This window comes from Pontibacter sp. HJ8 (genome assembly GCF_054824225.1).
Genome location: NZ_JSYF01000056.1, coordinates 1 through 18,871 on the forward strand (window position 1 = coordinate 1; position 18,871 = coordinate 18,871).

The 18,871-nt window shown below is 53.0% G+C and carries 18 protein-coding genes; 10 read left to right on the forward strand and 8 right to left on the reverse strand.

Going from position 1 to position 18,871, the window contains the following annotated elements; translation table 11 throughout:
- The first annotated feature begins 332 nt into the window (after positions 1-332).
- The gene (locus OB13_RS03235; protein WP_461488711.1) at positions 333-695 is read left to right on the forward strand and encodes a YraN family protein; all 363 of its coding nucleotides are present in this window, start codon (positions 333-335) and stop codon (positions 693-695) included.
- Here OB13_RS03235 and OB13_RS03240 read toward each other — a convergent pair.
- Positions 692-1,588 carry a toxin-antitoxin system YwqK family antitoxin gene (locus OB13_RS03240; RefSeq protein WP_461488712.1) on the reverse strand — a complete coding sequence of 299 codons (897 nt, stop codon included), beginning with the start codon at positions 1,586-1,588 and terminating at the stop codon, positions 692-694. The genes OB13_RS03235 and OB13_RS03240 overlap by 4 nt on opposite strands.
- 284 nt (positions 1,589-1,872) lie before the next feature.
- The gene (htpG, locus tag OB13_RS03245) at positions 1,873-3,696 is read right to left on the reverse strand and encodes a molecular chaperone HtpG (protein WP_461488713.1); all 1,824 of its coding nucleotides are present in this window, start codon (positions 3,694-3,696) and stop codon (positions 1,873-1,875) included.
- A 288-nt stretch (positions 3,697-3,984) separates the two neighbouring features.
- Between htpG and OB13_RS03250 the strand changes: the two genes are divergently transcribed.
- The 3 genes from OB13_RS03250 to OB13_RS03260 all read left to right on the forward strand — a co-directional run bounded on the left by OB13_RS03250 (position 3,985) and on the right by OB13_RS03260 (position 7,462).
- The gene (locus tag OB13_RS03250; protein WP_461488714.1) at positions 3,985-4,311 is read left to right on the forward strand and encodes a hypothetical protein; all 327 of its coding nucleotides are present in this window, start codon (positions 3,985-3,987) and stop codon (positions 4,309-4,311) included.
- Between the two features lie 172 nt (positions 4,312-4,483).
- Positions 4,484-6,859 carry a TonB-dependent receptor gene (locus tag OB13_RS03255; RefSeq protein ID WP_461488715.1) on the forward strand — a complete coding sequence of 792 codons (2,376 nt, stop codon included), beginning with the start codon at positions 4,484-4,486 and terminating at the stop codon, positions 6,857-6,859.
- Positions 6,860-6,913: 54 nt separating this feature from the next.
- Positions 6,914-7,462, forward strand: coding sequence for a hypothetical protein (locus OB13_RS03260; protein WP_461488716.1), 549 nt, complete (start codon positions 6,914-6,916; stop codon positions 7,460-7,462).
- Positions 7,463-7,731: 269 nt separating this feature from the next.
- Here the strand turns inward: OB13_RS03260 and OB13_RS03265 are convergent, their stop codons facing one another.
- Complete coding sequence (locus OB13_RS03265; protein WP_461488717.1) at positions 7,732-8,379, reverse strand: YdeI/OmpD-associated family protein; 648 nt, start codon at positions 8,377-8,379, stop codon at positions 7,732-7,734.
- Between the two features lie 137 nt (positions 8,380-8,516).
- Between OB13_RS03265 and OB13_RS03270 the strand changes: the two genes are divergently transcribed.
- The 3 genes from OB13_RS03270 to OB13_RS03280 all read left to right on the forward strand — a co-directional run bounded on the left by OB13_RS03270 (position 8,517) and on the right by OB13_RS03280 (position 10,997).
- Positions 8,517-9,758 carry an MFS transporter gene (locus OB13_RS03270; RefSeq protein WP_461488718.1) on the forward strand — a complete coding sequence of 414 codons (1,242 nt, stop codon included), beginning with the start codon at positions 8,517-8,519 and terminating at the stop codon, positions 9,756-9,758.
- A gap of 176 nt (positions 9,759-9,934) precedes the next feature.
- On the forward strand, positions 9,935-10,483 hold the full coding sequence (locus OB13_RS03275; RefSeq protein WP_461488719.1) for a hypothetical protein: 549 nt from the start codon (positions 9,935-9,937) through the stop codon (positions 10,481-10,483).
- A gap of 175 nt (positions 10,484-10,658) precedes the next feature.
- Positions 10,659-10,997 (forward strand): DUF4286 family protein, encoded by a 339-nt coding sequence (locus tag OB13_RS03280; protein WP_461488720.1) that lies wholly within the window; start codon positions 10,659-10,661, stop codon positions 10,995-10,997.
- A gap of 65 nt (positions 10,998-11,062) precedes the next feature.
- Here OB13_RS03280 and OB13_RS03285 read toward each other — a convergent pair whose 3' ends face one another.
- The 5 genes from OB13_RS03285 to OB13_RS03305 form a co-directional block, all read right to left on the reverse strand.
- Entirely contained in the window at positions 11,063-11,533 is a 471-nt protein-coding gene (locus tag OB13_RS03285; protein WP_461488721.1) for a GNAT family N-acetyltransferase, read from the reverse strand.
- 123 nt (positions 11,534-11,656) lie between these two features.
- Complete coding sequence (locus tag OB13_RS03290) at positions 11,657-12,400, reverse strand: acyl-[acyl-carrier-protein] thioesterase (RefSeq protein ID WP_461488722.1); 744 nt, start codon at positions 12,398-12,400, stop codon at positions 11,657-11,659.
- 128 nt (positions 12,401-12,528) lie between these two features.
- Entirely contained in the window at positions 12,529-12,990 is a 462-nt protein-coding gene (locus OB13_RS03295; protein ID WP_461488723.1) for a DUF5362 family protein, read from the reverse strand.
- A 153-nt stretch (positions 12,991-13,143) separates the two neighbouring features.
- Complete coding sequence (locus OB13_RS03300) at positions 13,144-15,339, reverse strand: prolyl oligopeptidase family serine peptidase (RefSeq protein ID WP_461488724.1); 2,196 nt, start codon at positions 15,337-15,339, stop codon at positions 13,144-13,146.
- A gap of 83 nt (positions 15,340-15,422) precedes the next feature.
- Positions 15,423-16,424, reverse strand: a complete 1,002-nt coding sequence (locus OB13_RS03305) for a sugar phosphate nucleotidyltransferase (protein ID WP_461488725.1) — start codon at positions 16,422-16,424, stop codon at positions 15,423-15,425.
- A 250-nt stretch (positions 16,425-16,674) separates the two neighbouring features.
- Between OB13_RS03305 and OB13_RS03310 the strand changes: the two genes are divergently transcribed.
- The 3 genes from OB13_RS03310 to OB13_RS03320 all read left to right on the forward strand — a co-directional run bounded on the left by OB13_RS03310 (position 16,675) and on the right by OB13_RS03320 (position 18,567).
- Positions 16,675-17,253: a LemA family protein gene (locus OB13_RS03310; protein ID WP_461488726.1), complete on the forward strand. Its 579-nt coding sequence runs from the start codon at positions 16,675-16,677 to the stop codon at positions 17,251-17,253.
- A 90-nt stretch (positions 17,254-17,343) separates the two neighbouring features.
- Positions 17,344-17,781, forward strand: a complete 438-nt coding sequence (locus tag OB13_RS03315) for a TPM domain-containing protein (protein ID WP_461488727.1) — start codon at positions 17,344-17,346, stop codon at positions 17,779-17,781.
- A gap of 6 nt (positions 17,782-17,787) precedes the next feature.
- Positions 17,788-18,567, forward strand: a complete 780-nt coding sequence (locus tag OB13_RS03320) for a TPM domain-containing protein (protein ID WP_461488728.1) — start codon at positions 17,788-17,790, stop codon at positions 18,565-18,567.
- Positions 18,568-18,871: the final 304 nt, after the last annotated feature.

Sequence of the window (18,871 nt, forward strand, 5' to 3'; positions counted from 1 at the left end):
ACTTTATTTCTTTATTTTGTGACACGTGTTTTCTCTTTTTTAAAAGACACCAGTAGCAAGACACAAGCCGCAGGACGCAAGGTGCAGGGAAATCCTCCTCCTATACCTGCATCTGTCCCGGAATATGTGTAAAACCAGTTGTATCCTGTTTCCAGGCTCGGGTATACCTGATCTGGTAAGCCACTGTATACCTTTATTTTTTCCCAAAGATAACCCTGAGAAGGGGCATACGCAAACACTGCCTTTGTACAGGGCATCGCGGCTACCGCGCCCGCTTCCTAGTGCAGAACCCGATCGGCTGCTTTTTAGTTTAAGTCATTTTATAAGTTTCAATGATTCTCCCAAAAGCAAATCACCTCTCGACCGGCTCCGATGGCGAAGACCGGGCCGCCGCATACCTGCAGCAACAGGGGTATGGCATCCTGCTGCGCAACTACAAAGCAGGCCGGGGAGAAGTGGACATCATCGCAGAAAAAGAAGGTATACTGGTGTTTGTAGAAGTCAAGACCCGGGCCAATGACCTTTTTGGCTATCCGGAAGAGGCGGTCAACAACAGAAAACAGCAGATGCTACTCAATGCGGCGGAGGCCTACATCTTCAAAACCGGCTGGCAGCACGACATCCGCTTCGACATTGTCGCCATCACGATGAGCGATCCGCCGGAGGTTTTCCACATCGAAGATGCCTTTCACTAGCGGGTCGAAGCCCGTTTATCCAGTTTGTCTTTTTCGTAGATCAGGGTGCCGTGGCGGTCATACTGCTTGACCAGGTAGGGTTCGGCCGGCGCTTCGTAAGGTGTTTTGGGGTACTGGTATTCGGAGTGGCGGCGGTTACGGAAGTCATAGTACTTGATCCAGATGCCTACTTTACGGCCTTTTTCGTATTGACCGGACCAATCGAGCTGCCCGTTTTCGTAGAACCGGTAGTACATACCCTGAACCTGTCCGTAGGCGTACGGAATCACCTCCTTTATTTTTTTGGTATCGCCGTAGTAACTCACCACCGCATCCCGTTGAAAGCCTTTCTCATAATGCTCTTTGGCGATCAGGATGCCGTTGCGGTTGTAGCGCTCCCAGCGCAGGTGCTTGGTGCCTGCAAAGAAGTACCCTTCTTCGATCACTTGGTCTCCCTGCTTCTTTTTGTAAGGCCCGTGCAGCACCTTGTGGCGCTCCGGGTCAATTTCGCCCCGGGTTTTGTAAAGCTTCCGCTTCTTGGTGTCGTAGTAGTATTTTTCAGGCGCATAAGGGTTCGGATCTTCGTGCTCCACCAGGTAGCTGAACGTTTCCAATACCTCTCTGTCCCCCTTGCCGCCGGACTTGACAAAGCCTCTGGAGACCTTGGCGCCCATAAAATAGCGCTTGCTTGCCTTCTTCTTCCGCTTCTTTTCCTGCTGCCCCTCGCCTTCGTCCAGCGCCATACCTGTTTCCACCGAAGGTTTGGCTGTATCCGCCAGGGCAACGGCGTCCTCCTTCGCGCTCTGCTTCAGGGCAGCGCGGCTCAGGTTGTAGTCGCTGTTGTATTTGGAAGGACTGCAACTTGCAAATGCCAGCAGTACGCTTAGCCAGACAAGATGAAGAGAATACTTCATAGTATAATTTAGAATAAGGACATTTTGGTGAGTGCCTGCTGGTTGACTTCGCGCATACCGGAAATAAAACCAGCTCATCAGGCTCTCTCAAGACGCCGGCAATAACTTCTTAAAGTAACGTAAATATGCTTATAATTCATATACACACCAAACCGGTACAGGGTGCAGCCCCTATAACTTTTCAGCAACTTGCTTAGTTCACCTGGCCCGAGGGTAGAAAGCAAAAAAGCGGCACCCAGCAGGCACCGCTTTCTGATTGTTAGGTATAGGATGAAAAAAGTAGGCTATTCTTTGTCTATCAGATCCACGCTGCGCTTCACAAAAGCAGTCAGGGCTGAGCCGGAGAGCATGTTCTGCGAGAGCAGGGCCAGATCGAAGGCCTGACGGGCAATGCGCTCCTTGTTGTCGTCCTTGGCTTTGAGTATGCGCTGGTTGATGCTGTGGTTGGCATTGATGGTCACGTTGTAGGTATCGGGCATGTTGCCCATGAACATCATACCACCCCCGCCGTTGCGGCTCATGTCTTTCATGCGGCGCATAAACTCAGGCAGTGTGATGATGACCGGCGCATCGTCCGGTGACATAGGGGCTACTTCCACCTGCATGTGCTGATTGCTGATGGCCTGCTCGTAGATTTTCTTGATATCTTCTTTCTCGGTATCGTTGAGCACGCTTTCTTTCGACTCGTCCTTTTCCACCAGTTTGTCGATCGTTTCAGAGTCTACGCGCTTCAGGGTCGTTTTCTCCAGCTTCTGCTCCAGCATACCGATGAAATGGCTGTCAATAACCGAATCCAGCTTAAGTACATCATAAGCACGGTTCTGAGCCGATTCTACAAAAGCATGTTGCTTGTCGGCGTCCGTGGTATAGAGCAGCACCAGCTGGCCGTTTTTGTCGGTCTGGTTGGCCTGAGTCTGGGCTTTATACTCTTCCAGGGTATAGTACTTGCCTTCGGTGTTCTGCAGCAGCACGAAATCCTTGGCTTTCTCATAGAACTTGTCGTCGGAAAGCATGCCATACTTCACAAACACGTTGATATCTTCCCAGTTGTTCTCAAACGTGGCTCTGTCTTTCTTGAAGATCTCGTTCAGCTTGTCGGCTACCTTTTTGGTGATGTAGGTGTTGATCTTTTTCACGTTGGCGTCGGCCTGCAGGAAAGAGCGGCTTACGTTCAGCGGGATATCCGGGGAGTCGATCACACCGTGCAGCAGCATCAGGAACTCCGGCACCACGTCTTTCACCTCGTCGGTAATGAACACCTGGCGGGAGTAGAGCTGAATCTTGTTGCGCTGTATCTCAAAATCGTTCTTAACCTTCGGGAAGTAAAGGATACCCGTCAGGTTGAACGGATAGTCTACGTTGAGGTGGATCCAGAACAGGGGCGCTTCTGAGAAGGGGTATAGCTCCTTGTAGAAATTCTTGTAGTCCTCGTCCGTCAGTTCGGAAGGCTGCTTGGTCCAGATCGGGTTCGGGTTGTTGATAACCTCGCCCTCGAACTCCACCGGTACCGGCAGGAACTTGCAGTATTTATCGAGAATTGTACGGATGCGGGCCGTTTCCAGGAACTCCTCTGAATCAGAAGCTACGTTCAGAATCACGTTCGAACCGTGGTCTTCTTTATGCGCCGGGGCAATGGCAAACTCGGTGCTGCCGTCGCAGGTCCAGTGGGCGGCTTCCGTACCTTCTTTGTAAGATTTGGTGATGATCTCCACGCGGTCGGCCACCATAAAGGCTGAGTAGAAGCCCAAACCGAACTGCCCGATGATCTGGTTCTGCTCCCCGGCATCTTTGTAGCGTTCCACAAATTCGGTGGCACCTGAGAATGCAATCTGGTTGATATACTTCTTGATCTCCTCGGCCGTCATACCGATGCCGTTGTCGGAAATGGTGATGGTCTTGGCATCTTTGTCCACTTTCACCGTCACTTTCAACTCACCCAGGTCGCCTTTGTACTCGCCAATGGCCGACAGGCGCTTCATTTTCTGGGTGGCATCTACGGCGTTGCTCACCAGCTCACGCAAAAAAATCTCGTGATCGGAGTAAAGGAACTTCTTGATGATCGGGAAAATGTTCTCGGTGTGAATCGAAATGTTACCTCTTTCTTCCATGTTCTATACTTTAAAAAGTGATGTCTTTATCTTAAACAGGATTCTGCTCGGTTCTGCGATTTCAAATCCTGTTCCAGACCGGGGCAGCCGCAGGATTTGTGACAGGATGTCAGAAACAGGCGATTTCAGGGAGCGGGCACGCTGTAATACAGGCAAGGGACAGGCGCTTCTGGCATAGTTCCGGCCCCGCGCAGCTGCTGCCGGATCAACGATAACCGGAAGATTTTTTCCGCGTAAATGCAACAATGGTGAAAATATACTATATTTGTTTTGACTGACCTGGTTTAGGTGTATCGATTTACGACATATATCGCCCTATTTCTGCTGCTGCTGTTCGTTCGCGCCATGGTGCCGGACGCGCTGCTGCTGAGCCTGCACAGCCATGCCCATACCGAGCATAGCCACCCGGGCGATCACAACCAGGCCCATGTTGACAAGAAACATACCCATTGCCCGGTAGAGGACCTGTTCGGAGCACCCTACCAGAGCAGTACGGTTGTTATTTCTTTCCCTAAGGTACTTCTGTTACCGGAGCACGTAGCCAGCTATTACAGTAACTGGCCTGACTCCTCCACTACCCACACGCAACAGCGTGGCCCACCTTCTTTCGTTTAAGCACTCCTTTTTCCAGCTTTGGACCGGACTGTGTGCTCCTCGCACAGGGGCAGACCAGTCTATCCGGTCAGCTGATGTATCTTTCAGTATTTATTGATTTTTGAGTTGCTTCTGCCTGCTGCTATTCCAAAGTGGTGGCACAGAAGGCAATCCATTCTTTTATACCCAGACAGTGTTTAAACTTAAAGAAGTCAACACCCTCTTATTGGTATGGTTGCTGCTTTCGGCAGCCAACACCGTGCTGGCCCAGCAGCAGGCCGGCACCGACAGTGAGGTAGCGGAACAGGACTGTGGCCTGACATTATCCGGCAAGGTGCTGGACCATGACACGCGCGAGCCGCTGATCGGCGCTACCGTTTACATCGAAGAGCTGCAGCGGACCACGCTGTCCGATGAGTACGGCAACTACCATTTCCATCACCTTTGCCAGAATCCTTATACCCTGAAAGTAACTTACATCGGGTATGAGCCGGAACGTTCCTCTTTCAGGCTGAGCAGCTCTACCGTGCGCAACCTGTCGTTGCACGCCGATGCCAAGATGCTGCATTCTGTCGAGATAACGGGCACCCGGCTCACGGAGCAGCCACAGGCTTCCGAAACGCTTACAGGCCGGGAGCTGGCAGAAACACGCGGCTTTTCACTGGGCGAATCGCTGAAGCGGTTGACCGGGGTGAGCTCTATCCAGACGGGCCCGATGATCTCCAAGCCTGTCGTACACGGCCTGCACGGCAACCGGCTGGTCATCCTCAACAACGGCATCCGGCACGAGGCACAGCAGTGGGGGGATGAGCATGCCCCGGAGATCGATCCGTTGATTGCCGAAGAGATGAAGGTGGTGAAGGGCGCCTCCGGTGTGCGCTATGGTTCCGATGCCATTGGCGGCACGATCCTGATCAACCCCAGGCCACTGCCCGACTCAGCCGGTACAAAAGGGGAAGTCAGCCTGATGGGAAGTACCAACAACCGGATGGGCGCTGTGGCCGCGATGGCAGAAGGCAACCTGGCCCGGCTGCGGCCGCTGAGCTGGCGCGTGCACACTTCCCTGAAGAAGGCAGGCAGTGCCAGCACCCCGGACTACGTGCTGAAGAACTCCGGATTTGAAGAGCAAAACGTATCGGCTACCCTGGCGTATAAGAAGCCCCGCTACGGAGGGGAGGTATACTACAGCCTGTTTCATTCCAAGATCGGGGTGCTCTCCTCGGCGCATGTGGGCAACCTGACTGACCTGGGGCATGCCCTTAACCGGGAGGAGCCCGAAGAAACAGGAGACTTCACTTACGCGATCGAGCGCCCTTACCAGGATGTGTCGCACCACCTGCTCAAACTGAAAGGCTATCGCAAGACCGGGGATCTCGGGCAGCTGCAGTATACGTATGCCTTTCAGCAAAACCAGCGCAAGGAGTACGACAAGCACGGCCCCCGCAACCAGACAAACCGCGCGGAGTTGGACCTGACCCTGCAGACGCATACCACCGAACTGGTATGGGAGCACAAGCCTGTTGCCAACGTGTCGGGAAGTATAGGAGCCAGCACCTTGTGGCAGAGCAACACCTACGGCGGCACCCGCTTCTTTATACCTAACTTCCGGAACTTCACGGCCGGCGTGTTTGCTGAGGAAAAATGGCGAAAGGGCAATCTGCAGTTGGAGGCAGGAGCACGGTATGACCACCGGTACCTGCGGGTAGCGTTGTATGACTCGGATAAACTGCTGATCAAGCCGGAGTATACTTTCCATAACCTGTCGGGTAGCCTGGGCGCCATGTATGACCTGGGGTATCACCTGACCTTCAGCGGCAATGTCAGCTTTGCATCCCGGGCGCCGCATCCGAATGAGCTTTACTCCAAGGGTATGCACCACGGTACGGCCACGTTTGAGACAGGCGATCCCAACCTGCAGTCGGAGCATGCAATCCATACGGTGGCCACGGTCAACTACCACTCCAACCGAAAGCTGAACGGAGAGCTGAGCGTGTACAGCAACCTGATCGATAACTACATCTACCTGCAGCCGGACACGGTGTTTGAGCTGACCATACGGGGGGCACTGCCGCGAGCCAATTACCGCCAGACGGATGCCCGGTTCTGGGGCATGGACCTGAACCTGTCGTATAACTTCACCGACAGGCTGACACTGGATACCAGAGGGTCCATCGTGCGGGCTGTCAACACAGTGGACGACTCCTACCTGCCTTTTATCTCGGCTGACCGGATCGACAACTCGTTGCGCTATACCTTGGGTAACCTCAATAAAGGGCGCCTGGCCGATACCTATGTGTCGGTAGGGGGGCTTTTTGTGGACAGGCAACGCCGCTCTGATCCTGTCGCAGATCCTGTGTTAGCTCCTCCGGCCGGTTATTTCCTACTGCATGCCGAAGCAGGCACTACCATCAAAATCGGTAACAACCCGGTGCAGATTGGCGTAACTGGGAACAATTTGCTCAATACCTCTTACCGGGATTACCAGAACCGACTTCGATATTTTGCCGATGAAGTTGGCCGTTTAATTATGTTTCGCGTAAAAGTCCCACTGGACTTCACTAAAAATTAAGTATTCCTATATATTATTTATCCTTATTATACCTACTAAACACTTAAAAATTGTATGAAAAAGCTATTCAGACCGTATCTCGCCTTTTTGCTGATGGGTGCCTTACTTACCACAACTGCCTGCGGTGACGACGATGATCCGGAGCCGATTGAAGAGGGAGAAGTTATTACCACCATGACCTTGTCTCTCACTCCAACGGGCAAAGGCCAGGACGCAACCGCTACTTACAGAAATGTGGGCGGCACTCCTACCAAAGACCAGCTGGTGCTTAAGGCGAACACAGTATACAATGCCACCATAACCTTATCGGACGAGAGCAAGACGCCTCCTGTTGATATTACTCCTGAAGTAAAAAATGAAGGCAAAGACCATGAGTTATTCTATACCTACACAGCTGCCACTGGTGGCAATGTAACGGTCGAGAAAACAGATAAAGACGTAAACAATCGCGCTATCGGTCTGGCAGCGACCATTACAACCGGCGATGCAGGTACCGGCACCATGAAAATTGTGCTGAAACACCAGCCAAACGGCCTGAAATCCGGCGATGCCACCAAAGGGGATACCGACGTGGATGTAACCTTTGATACGATTGTACAATAGCAAAAAACCAGTAAACGGAGTAGCTGCTCTTGTCAGCCCCTGTTTAAACGTGCTGTACAATCAGATTAGTCCATCCGGTTTAGGGCACACTGTTGTGCTAATAACCATATAAGTCTGATGCCATACCTTCCGCGCTACAATGCCGTTTCAGGTATGCTGGCCTGCTGGCAGGGCGGTATCGGATCAGCCTCCAGTTATTTTAATTAGATTACACTTGTACACTACAAAACGCAGCAAGCTCAGCCTGCTGCGTTTTTCTTTTTCAGCTTTTAGGAGAGGTTCTTCCCCAGCAGCAGCGCCGCCACCTGCTCAATAGTCTTGCCGATGCGGCTGGCCCGGGTTTCAGGCCGCTTCGCCTCCTGTATGGCGGTCACGTATTCTTTCCGGTGGGTATAGGCCAGCTTTTCAAAACCGTCCAGCAAGCCCATGGCATCCAGCGCCTCGCGCAGGTCATCGGGTAGCAGGACGGTGCGGGTTTTCCGGTCTATGCCGGGCGGATCCACCCCAAACCGGGAAGGCGCCTTTCTTTCAGAAGTATGCTTGAAGCGCAGGGAGGACCAGGTAGCATCCAGGGCAACCTGCCGCACCCCCTCATAGCCCATCTCCTTTACCAGTTTCCAGCCTTCGTCCCGCGTAAGATCTGTTTTGACCTTCGATGACTTCTTCGGATAGGCAATCCAGAGCAGCCCGTCCTTTTTCAGGGCTAAAACCGCCAGGGGCAGGGAATCGTTGAGTTCGCTGCTGTTTCTGACGAACAGCTGTACCGCATCGTATAGCGCGCCTGCGGGAGGCAAGGCAGTCTCGGCTGTTATGGTACATCCTTCGGCCTTTAGAGCGTCGGCAAGAGTAGGCGGCGCGTTCAGCAGCAGCACGTGCTGGTCAGGTTTCAGTTGCAGCTTTTTACTCAGGTTTTGCATATGGTTTCAGGCTAAATTTTTCATGCTGTTCGCGGCTCTAAACTAGAGTAAATGTCGGGAAAAGTGGCATTTCCTGCCCCAAACTTTTGTGATTATCCGCAAACTGCTATATTTAATGCCGTCTTACTCTGAACCTTATGCCCCAACTTCAATCTTCTTCCCAAAAGCATTACCTGCTCAATGTCTCCGTGATCGTGGCTGCCCTGGGCTATTTTGTAGATATCTACGACCTGGTGCTGTTCAGTATCGTCCGGATACCCAGCCTGCAGTCACTGGGCGTAACGGACCCGGCTGCACTCCTGGAAGAAGGCGTGTTGCTCCTCAACATGCAGATGGCCGGTATGCTGCTGGGAGGTATAGCCTGGGGTGTACTCGGCGATAAGAAAGGCCGGCTTTCGGTCCTGTTTGGCTCCATCTTTCTTTACTCGGTGGCCAACATCCTCAACGGCTTTGTGACAACCATACCCATGTATGCCCTGCTTCGGTTTGTAGCAGGCGTGGGGCTGGCCGGGGAACTGGGCGCCGGCATTACGCTGGTATCGGAAGTGCTGCCCAAGGAGAAGCGTGGCTATGGCACGATGGTCGTGGCTACGATCGGTATTTCGGGGGCTATCCTGGCTGGCTTTGTCGGGGAGTACTTTGGCTGGCGCACGGCTTACTTTATAGGGGGCGGACTGGGCATGCTGCTGCTTTTCCTGCGGATAGGCGTCTATGAGTCGGGGATGTTCAGTCACCTGAAACAGACCAGTGCCGCCCGTGGAAATTTTCTTTCGCTTTTCACCAACAGCAAACGCTTCTGGAAATACCTGAAATGTATCCTCATCGGCATACCCATCTGGTATGTGGTAGGCATCCTGATCACCTTCTCTCCGGAATTCGGGCTTGCGCTCGGTATAACCGATACCGTCTCGGCTGCCCGGGCAGTTTCCTTCTGCTATCTGGGACTGGTGTTCGGCGATTTTGCCAGCGGCTACCTGAGCCAGCACTTCCAAAGCAGGCGTAACATCGTCCTGGCCTTTCTGTTGCTCACCGGTCTTTTTGTAGCCGTATACCTGTTGAGCCGCAACCTGAGCCTGAATGCCTTCTATACCCTGTGCGTGGCCCTCGGCTTTGCAGGCGGCTACTGGGCCGTATTTGTGACGATAGCAGCAGAACAGTTCGGCACCAACATTCGCGCTACGGTGACGACCACGGTACCCAATTTTGTACGGGGAGCTGTTGTGCCGCTCACCTTGGCTTTCAGTGCCTTAAAAGACGGCATTGGCCTGGTGCCGGGCGCGCTGCTGCTGGGCGTGTTGTGCCTGGCAATAGCCGTGGTTTCCATCCTGACGCTCGACGAGACCTACGGCAAAGACCTGAATTACCTGGAGCCGCTCTGACAGGTATAGCCTCATGCTATCCTGCAGAATTATCCTGTATTACAAGCGCGCTTTATAGCAGCACAAACAACTAACAGCCAACTACTTAAAACCGTCATTTAACTAAATAAACAACAACATAAGAGAAAGCAAGCTAGTATAAATAGGTATAGAATACCCTTAAATAATACTAGTTTATGCACAAATATTTTACCCCTGAAGATTCCGGTTTCTTTTTCGGAATACTCCTGCTTTCACTTTGTTCCTGCTCTCCCAGGGTGGAGCAGGATGCCAAAAGCCAGTTGGATACGGCGCAGGCAGCAGCTGAGCAGCCGGTAGAAGTCCTCCCGGTTGAATCGGCAAAAGAGCCCATTGAAGAAGCCTATTTCGATCTGATTGCCAACACCTCGGGCTGCCTGGGCGAAGACCTGTGGATAGGCGGCAAGGTAGAAAGCACCAACAAGGTCGCCCTCAGCAAAGCCGGCGCCATTACCAATGAAATCGTGTTTGAGGTAAAAGACCTCACCGCCACTGGCCTCAACACCAATAGCTACTATACCTTGCGGGATACGGCCGGCACCCTCAAAGCCTTTTATGATGAAGAAGGAGTGCTGCGAATTCAGGTACAGGAAGGCCCGCTGAAGCTCGTTCCCCGGGCAGGCCATGGCTCTATCCTGGTGGCCTACCATGCGCCGGCAGCCGGAGAAAAGCAGAACAGCAACGACGGCAGCTGGCTGTGCCAGTAGCGTTGCCAAACCCTTTTCAGCGGCGAATCTGCCTGCAGCAGGTATAGAAGCCAATGTAGGCAAACACTGCCTGCGTGGCTGCCGCCAGGTATAGCGCTACCGGAAGATCCAGGCCTTCCCTTAAACTTTTCCCGCAAATCCCTTCCTGACAGCTACTAAACTCGTAATTTTGGATATGATTATATACAATGTAACCGTCAACATAGACAACAGTGTGGCAGAAGAATGGCTGGACTGGATGAAGAGCATTCATATACCGGAAGTGATGGCCACCGGCTTCTTCCTCAACAACCAGATAGCGCGCCTGCTCCTCGAAGAAGATAACGGAGGTACCACCTATGCCGTGCAGTATACCTGCCGCAGCCTGTCGGACCTGGAGGAGTACCAGCGTGATCATGCGCCGGAGCTGCAGGCAAAGGTCATAAACCGGTACGGTGAAAAATGCCTGACTTTCCGGTCTTTACTGGAAATAGTGGCCAAAGATGTAGAACGCACCGGCCAGGAGGCGGAATAACAAATAACCCCTTGCGGCTGTCCTGTTAGCCGCAAGGGGTTAGCCTGTCAGGTATAGCTGTCCGGTCAGGCGTTGTAAGCTTTCAGTTGCTCTTCGCTCATGTTGCAGTTTATCCATTCACCGTCCAGGTTGGCGCCTATTTTCTTGTAGAAAGCGATGGCCGGCTCGTTCCACTCCAGTACCTGCCATTTGAAGCGCTTGGCCCCCACTTCTCTGGCCTCCAGGGCTACAGCATCAAACAGGAGTTTGCCGATGCCACTCCGGCGCATGCGCTCTGTCACCACCAGGTCCTCCAGGAAGATCATTTTCCCTTTCCACGTGGAATAGGCCGTATAATACAGGGCAATCCCTACGATGCCCTCTTCTGATTCGGCCACAAAATACTTAAAGATCGGATTTTCGCCGAAACCATCCCAGCGCATGTCCTCTACGGTATTGGTTACTTCTTCCGGCGCCTTTTCATACTCAGCCAATTCCTGAATCAGCGCATGCACCTGCGGCAGGTCATCCATTGTCCCTCTTCTGATCTGTATCATGTAATTATTGATGGTTGAATTGTTGCTTGTTGACTGTTGTTTCCCTACACCACGCGCACCTTTCGCGATTCGTCCCGACTACTACTTCCCGCTTAAACTTCCTAACGTATACCTTTCTAACTTCTATACTCCCCAATTCGTTTTCGCCAGTACCAGTTCTTTGCCTGTTTCGGTGCTGGTGAGTTTGTGCAGATACGTGGATGCGCCATCTGCAGGACCTGCGGTAGCGACCACGGTGTCGCCTAGTGTGCTTTCGGCCTTAAAGATAATATCCACTTCTTTCAGTTGCTGTTTTTCCGGCACCGTTGCGGGCAAGGTTTCCAGCACCCACTGCAGCAAGCGCGTGTTCGTGACGTGGCGGTTGAGGTCGATGTCGTGCCAGCGCACCGGCATGTGCTCCTCATACCTTGCTTCCAGCAGTTGCGGCAGCTTGCCTTTGGCAAAGGGCAACGGCTCCTGTCCCGGCACCACTTCTATGGCCGTAATGAAGTCCGGCACCGATACCAGCTGGCGCTTCACCACGTCCATCACCAGCCATACGCTGGTTGCCTGCCCCAGCAGCTCCCGCTCGGCGCTGTATACCCTGAAGTCGCGGTGCAAAAATACCCGTTCCCGGCCGGAGGCCCATGTCTCGACGGTTATAGCTTCGCGATGCCTGGGGTAACGGAACATCTCCACGCGCATACGCTGCAGCACCCAGGTCATGCCCCGCTCCAGCAGCTCATACATCGAGATGCCCATGGTGGCGGTATTGTCCCAGGCGGCTTCCTGCATGTAGCCGACCAGCGCCGGCAAGGTGGCCTGCCCGCTGAAGCCTATCTCGGTGGAGCGCACGGTAAACGGACTTTGCCCTGTCGTTGATTTCATAGCGTGTGTGGTGGTTCCTGACTGCAAGGTACGCAAGAAACAGCGTTGGGGCCAAGTCAGGTATAGCGGTAAAGCAAGAGAGCACACCTTGCAGTGTGCTCTCTTGCTTTGTATGTAATCAGAAGCTCTTAAAGCGAAGTGCCCAGGGCGGCCCCGAAAGCTACTGCCAGCAAAGCCAAGGCATACGCTACCAGCATGACGATGGTCAGAACACCCATAAACTTGAAGAGCGACTTCAGACTCTTGAATGACTCCGACACCAGCTCTTCGTTGTTCGCGCTAAGAGCGATTTTCATTTTGGAGGAGAACTTATACAGGTATAGAACCGGAAAAAAATACAGGAGAGCAAACAGCAGGTAAAATACGCCGAAGAATGCACTACCCATCGCGCTTCCTCCCAGTCCAGCTCCCTCGCCCATGGCACCCAGCACGGTGGAGGCAAACAAGCCGCCTGCTACCATCAGGCCAACGAAAACGAACCCGACAATGGCCAAAAACTTGCCCCATTTGGCTGTATTCAATAAAAAAGTTTTTGAATCCAAATTGATGTTCAGCCCCTGAGGTTGTTCGTTGTAAAATTCTGCTTCCATAAAGTATGTTTTTAGGTTAGTTATTCTTTAAACATATAAATTATTCTATATAAACACAATACTTCTACCTGCAACTATACCTCTCCTGCAAACAAAAAGCCGGTGCCACATCAAGTAGCACCGGCTTTTCTTATTTTAAATTAGCAGCTATACCTATTGCTGGTCTGCGTAAGGATTCACACCCATGTTCTTATACATGAAGGCCCAGGTATCGGCCCACTCCTGTATCACGAGGGAAGTTGGCTTGCCGGCACCGTGCCCCGCACGCACATCGATACGTATCAGGTAGGGGTTACCCGGTGCGCCTTTGTCTTGCAGCTCGGAGATGAACTTGAAAGAGTGCGCCGGCACCACACGGTCGTCGTGGTCAGCAGTCTTCACCATGGTAGCGGGGTATTTCACACCTTCCTTGATGTTGTGCAGCGGCGAAAAGGCATACAGGTTCTTGAACTGCGCAGCGTCCTCTGAAGAACCGTACTCCGGTACCCAGGCCCACCCGATGGTGAACTTGTGGAATCGCAGCATGTCCATCACACCCACGGCAGGAAGAGCGACTTTGGCCAGTTCCGGACGCTGCGTCATGAAGGCGCCTACCAGCAGACCGCCGTTCGAGCCACCGCCCACGGCCAGTTTCTCACTCGAAGTATACTTGTTTTTGATCAGGTATTCAGCTGCCGCGATGAAGTCATCAAACACATTCTGCTTGTTGGGTGTCATACCGGCTTTGTGCCAGTCCTCACCGTACTCACCGCCACCGCGCAGGTTCGGCATGGCGTACACGCCCCCGTTCTCCAGCCACAGCATGTTGGCAATGCTAAAGCTTGGCGTCAGGGAAATGTTGAAGCCACCGTAAGCGTACAGGTAAGTCGGGTTGTTGCCGTCCAGCACCAGACCTTTTTTGTGCACAATGAACATCGGCACTTTGGTACCGTCCTTGGAGGTATAGAATACCTGCTTGGTTTCGTACGCTTCGGTATCTACGTCTACCTCCGTCTTGCGGAACAGCGATACTTTGTTGTTCGGCACATCGTAGCGGTAGATGGTCGGCGGGTAAGTGAAGGAGGTGAAAGTAAAGAAGGTTTCTTTGTCGTCTTTCTCACCGCCAAAGCCGCCTACCGTACCAATGGACGGCAGTTCTACCTTGTTCAGTTGCTTGCCGTTGGTATCGAATACCACCACTTCGCTGGCAGCATCTTTCATATAAGAGGCAATGATGCGGCCCCCCACGAAGGAGACACTGTTCATCACGTTCTCATTCTGCGGCACAATTACTTTCCAGTTCTGTTCCTGCGGTTTTTTCGGGTCGATGAGCACGAGGCGGTAGCGCGGCGCATTCTTGTTGGTGCGCACTAGCAGCTTGTCGCCAATGTTGTCCACCACATTGTATTCTGACTCGAAATTATCCACGATCGGCTTGATGGCAGATTTGGCATCGGTCAGGTCGCGGTAGTACAGGGCATTGGCACCGCTGGCACCTTCCGACACGTTCAGGATCAGGAAGCGCTCGTCGTCTGTTGTCTGGCCGTAGAAGTTGCGGAGCGGCTTGGTTTTGTCTTCGTACACCAGCTTGTCCTGGCTCTGCGGCGTGCCGATCTTGTGGTAGTATACCTTGTGGTACTCGTTCTTGTTGGCCAGTTTGTTGCCTTCGGTCGGCGCGTCGTAGCGGCTGTAGAAGAAGCCGTCCTTGTACCAGCTCGGGCCGGAGAACTTCACCCATTCCACTTTATCATTCAGCTTTTTGCCGGTGGCCACTTCCATCACCTCGTAAGTGTTCCAGTCAGAACCACCGCTGGAGGTACCGTAAGCTACGTACTTGGCATTTTTGTCGAAAGCCAGCGCGGTCAGGGCCACCGTGCCATCTTCTGAAAACTTGTTCGGGTCCAGGAATACCTTTGGCTCACTTTCCAGGGAATTCTGTACGTACAGCACGCTCTGGTTCTGCAGTCCGTTGTTCTTGTAGAAGTAGTACTTGCCGCCTTCTTCGAAGGGAGCCCCGTAACGCTCGTAGTTCCAGATCTTGGTCAGGCGCTCTTTGATCTTGTCGCGGAACTCAATGCCGTCCAGGTAGCTGAAAGTAACCTTGTTCTGCTCCTCAATCCATTTGTCCACGTCCTCGTTATGGGTTTCGAGCCAGCGGTAAGGATCTGCGACCTTCGTACCGAAATAGCCATCGGTGTGGTCTATTTTTTTGGTTTCGGGGTAATTAAGTTGTGTTTCAGGAGCTGCGGCGGCAGCAGTTGTAGTCGTGTCGGTATTCATGCCAGTGGCAGTAGTTTCGGGTTGGGATGATTTGCACGCCGAGACAGCCGTCAGGCCGCCGGCCAGCAGCAACATTGTTGTTTTTTTCATATGGCTATACGAAGTATATAGAACTAATAGCTTTGTGTATAAAGTGTAAAGATACGCAATTCGCCGCATTTCTGCTTCGCCCGCTACTGCCCGAAGTTGATCTCGGTGCTGTCGCCGATGTTGAGGCTGTGGCTCAGCCCCTTGAAACTGGCGTCGCTGCCGATGATGGAATCGTGCATCACGGCATTCTGCAGCTCCGAGTACGTGCCGATGATCGAGTTGCTCAGCGAGGAACGGACGATGGTGGTATTGTCGCCAATGGCCACGTTCGGGCCAATGATGGAGTTGACCAGCGTGCAGCCGGCTCCAATACTGACCGGCGGAATGATGATGTTGCCGGGGTATTTGCCGCTTAGGTCCTGCTCCCGGAATCTGGGGCGGCTCAGCAGCTTGGCATTGGCTTCCAGCAGGGTTTCTTTCCGGCCGCAGTCAAACCAGTTGTCTACGTTCCAGGTCACCATCTTTTCGCCCTTCCGGATCATGTGCATCAGGGCATCGGTCAGGTGGTACTCCTGGTGGGTCCGCACGCCCTCGGTGATGATGTATTCCAGCGAGTCTACCAGCCGCTGCGGGTGCATGATCTTGTAGAGGCCTACCAGCGCAAAGTTGGACTTGGGGATGCGGGGTTTTTCCACCAGCTTCACAATAAACTCATCATTGCCCACTTCGGTCACGCCGAAAAGCGAAGGCTTGGCTACTTTTTTGACGCCCAGTACCGAGTTGGGAGAATCAATGATGGCCTGCAGGTCTACTTCTACAATGGCATCGCCCAGCATGATGAGCACACTTTCTTCGTGGCGGTAGGTTTCGCGGGCGATCCAGAGCGCATGGCCGAGCCCTTCGCGTGGCTCCTGCACCACAAACTCAGCCCGGATGTCCGGATATTTCTGCCGCACATAATGCTCTATTTTATCTCCCAGGTAGCCGATGATGAACACATAATCCCGGATACCTGCCTCTAACAGCTTCTCCACGATATGCCCCAGTATAGTATTGTCGGCCACCGGAACCAGCGACTTGGGCTGTGTGTGGGTGTGCGGGCGAAGCTTAGAACCAATGCCAGCAACAGGAATAACGACTTTCATATACTACACTTTTTGAGCAATATATTAAATTTTTACTGGTAATTTGCAGAGGCAGCACCGTTTACGGGATGTTATTTTTTGAAAAAGGTTGCATCCAACCAACAGGTCCCTGCTCAGGCTCTCCAGGTATAGCTTAGCTGCTGCAGCTATACCTGACCGGCAGGCTTTACAACGCAACGATACGTTTTTCGTAATCATATCGCTTAGCTTTGCACAATGCACCGTACACTAACCATATCTTAACATAAACATGAAAAAGCTTTTCTTTTACCTGATCGGATTTGTCATCCTTGCTTCCCAGTCGTCATGCGGCTACAACACGATGGTGCAGAAAGACGAAACTGTGGAAACTGCCTGGGCAAACGTACAGAACGCCTACCAGCGCCGCGCTGACCTTATCCCTAACCTGGTGAACACGGTGAAAGGCGCCGCCAATTTTGAAAAAGAAACCCTGGAGAGTGTCATCAATGCCCGCGCCAAGGCTACCAGCGTGCAACTCAACGCCGATGACCTGACACCGGAGAATATTCAGCGTTTCCAGCAGGCACAAAATGAGTTGGGAGGCGCTTTGAGTAAGTTACTCGTATCGGTGGAGCGCTATCCGGAGCTGAAAGCGAACCAGAACTTCCTGGAGTTGCAGGCGCAGCTGGAAGGCACTGAAAACCGGATCTCGGTGGAAAGGCGAAAATTCAACGAGTCGGTGCAGGATTACAATACGACCGTCCGCTCCTTCCCCAATAATTTAATGGCCGGCATATTCGGCTTCGAGCGTAAAGGCCACTTCCAGGCAGAAGCAGGCGCACAACAGGCCCCCAACGTACAGTTTTAGAAATCCAATTGTTCAATGGTTAAATTGTTTGATGGTTGGTCTACCCACTATTTAACAATTTAACCTTACAACCATTCAGCAATCCAGCAAATGCCTAAAGACACGATCACCGAGGCAGACGAACAGCTCATACAGCAGGCAATCCGGGAGGCAGAGCGCAACACGTCCGGCGAAATACGGGTGCACATCGAAAACCACTGCGAAGGGGAGGTATTGGACCGCGCTACAACGGTTTTTGCCCAGCTGCACATGCACCTGACCAAACTTCGCAACGGCGTGCTGTTCTATGTGGCAATCAAAGACCACCAGTTCGCCGTGCTGGGAGACGCCGGTATCAATGCCATCGTACCGGATCGCTACTGGGAAGACATCACGGAGGTCGTTATCTCCCACTTCAAGAAAAGAGAGTATGCCGCTGGACTCTCCAAAGGCATCGTGATGGCTGGTGAACAGCTAAAAACGCATTTCCCTTATGAAAATAAAGGAGATATAAACGAACTGAGCGATGATGTATCGTTCGGAGACTAACATCCTATGAAACAATCCTTCCTGCTCCTATACCTGCTCCTAGTAAGTGTTTTTGCCCTGGCCCAGGGTGATGATTTTCCGCCGCGGCCTAACCCGCCCCGCCTGGTAAACGACCTGGCCGGCATCCTGACCCAAGGCGAAGTAGCAGACCTGGAACAGAAACTGGTCAACTACAGCGACACCACCTCGACCCAGATCGCCATCGTCACCATCAAATCGATCGGGGATTACGATGCCAACCAGTATGCAGCGGAACTGGGAGAGCGCTGGGGCGTGGGCGGCAGCAAGAATGACAACGGTATGGTGATACTGGTGTCGCTCGAGCCGCGCAGGGTAGCTATCCAGACGGGTTACGGGATGGAGCACATCATCCCTGACGCCATCGCGAAGCGCATCACTGAGCGCACGCTCAAACCAAACTTCCAGCAGGGAGAGTTCTACAAAGGGTTGAACGAGGCGACGAACCTGATCATCAGCCTGGCCAGCGGAGAGTACCAGGCCGATCCGGAGGCAGGCGGCAACGAGGAAGGACCTTCTATGTTTACCATCATCCTGATCGTGCTCATCCTGGTATTTATTCTTTCCCGTTTCAAAGGCGGCGGCCGGGGAGGTCGCGGCGTACGCACGTTGGGCGGCCCGATACTGGGTCCGGGCGCTTTTGGCACCTTCCGTACCGGTGGCGGTATGTTTGGCGGGGGTGGCGGCTTTGGAGGCGGCGGAGGCGGAGGTTTTGGCGGCTTTGGAGGCGGCTCCTTTGGCGGCGGCGGGGCCAGCAGCAGCTGGTAATTTTACGCAGCTATACCTAATACCTAAGCTGATTCGGATTTCTTAATCCGAATCTACGCTGTTGCGGGTTTCCTAACCCGCGTATACCTACACACGGGGATAAGGATATCCCCTACAGCTTGGCTTCGGGATTGGGAAATCCCGAAGAGCGTTTTCCTATACCTATACTTGGTGCACGAGCGGACAGGTTGCGACCTGTCCCTACCTACTGGTGCTGTTCGGGATTTTCTAATCCGCGTTCTGTCGCACCCTTTTTTCAATTACCAATCCCATATCAGACACTCGCAGGAGCTGCGCACACTGC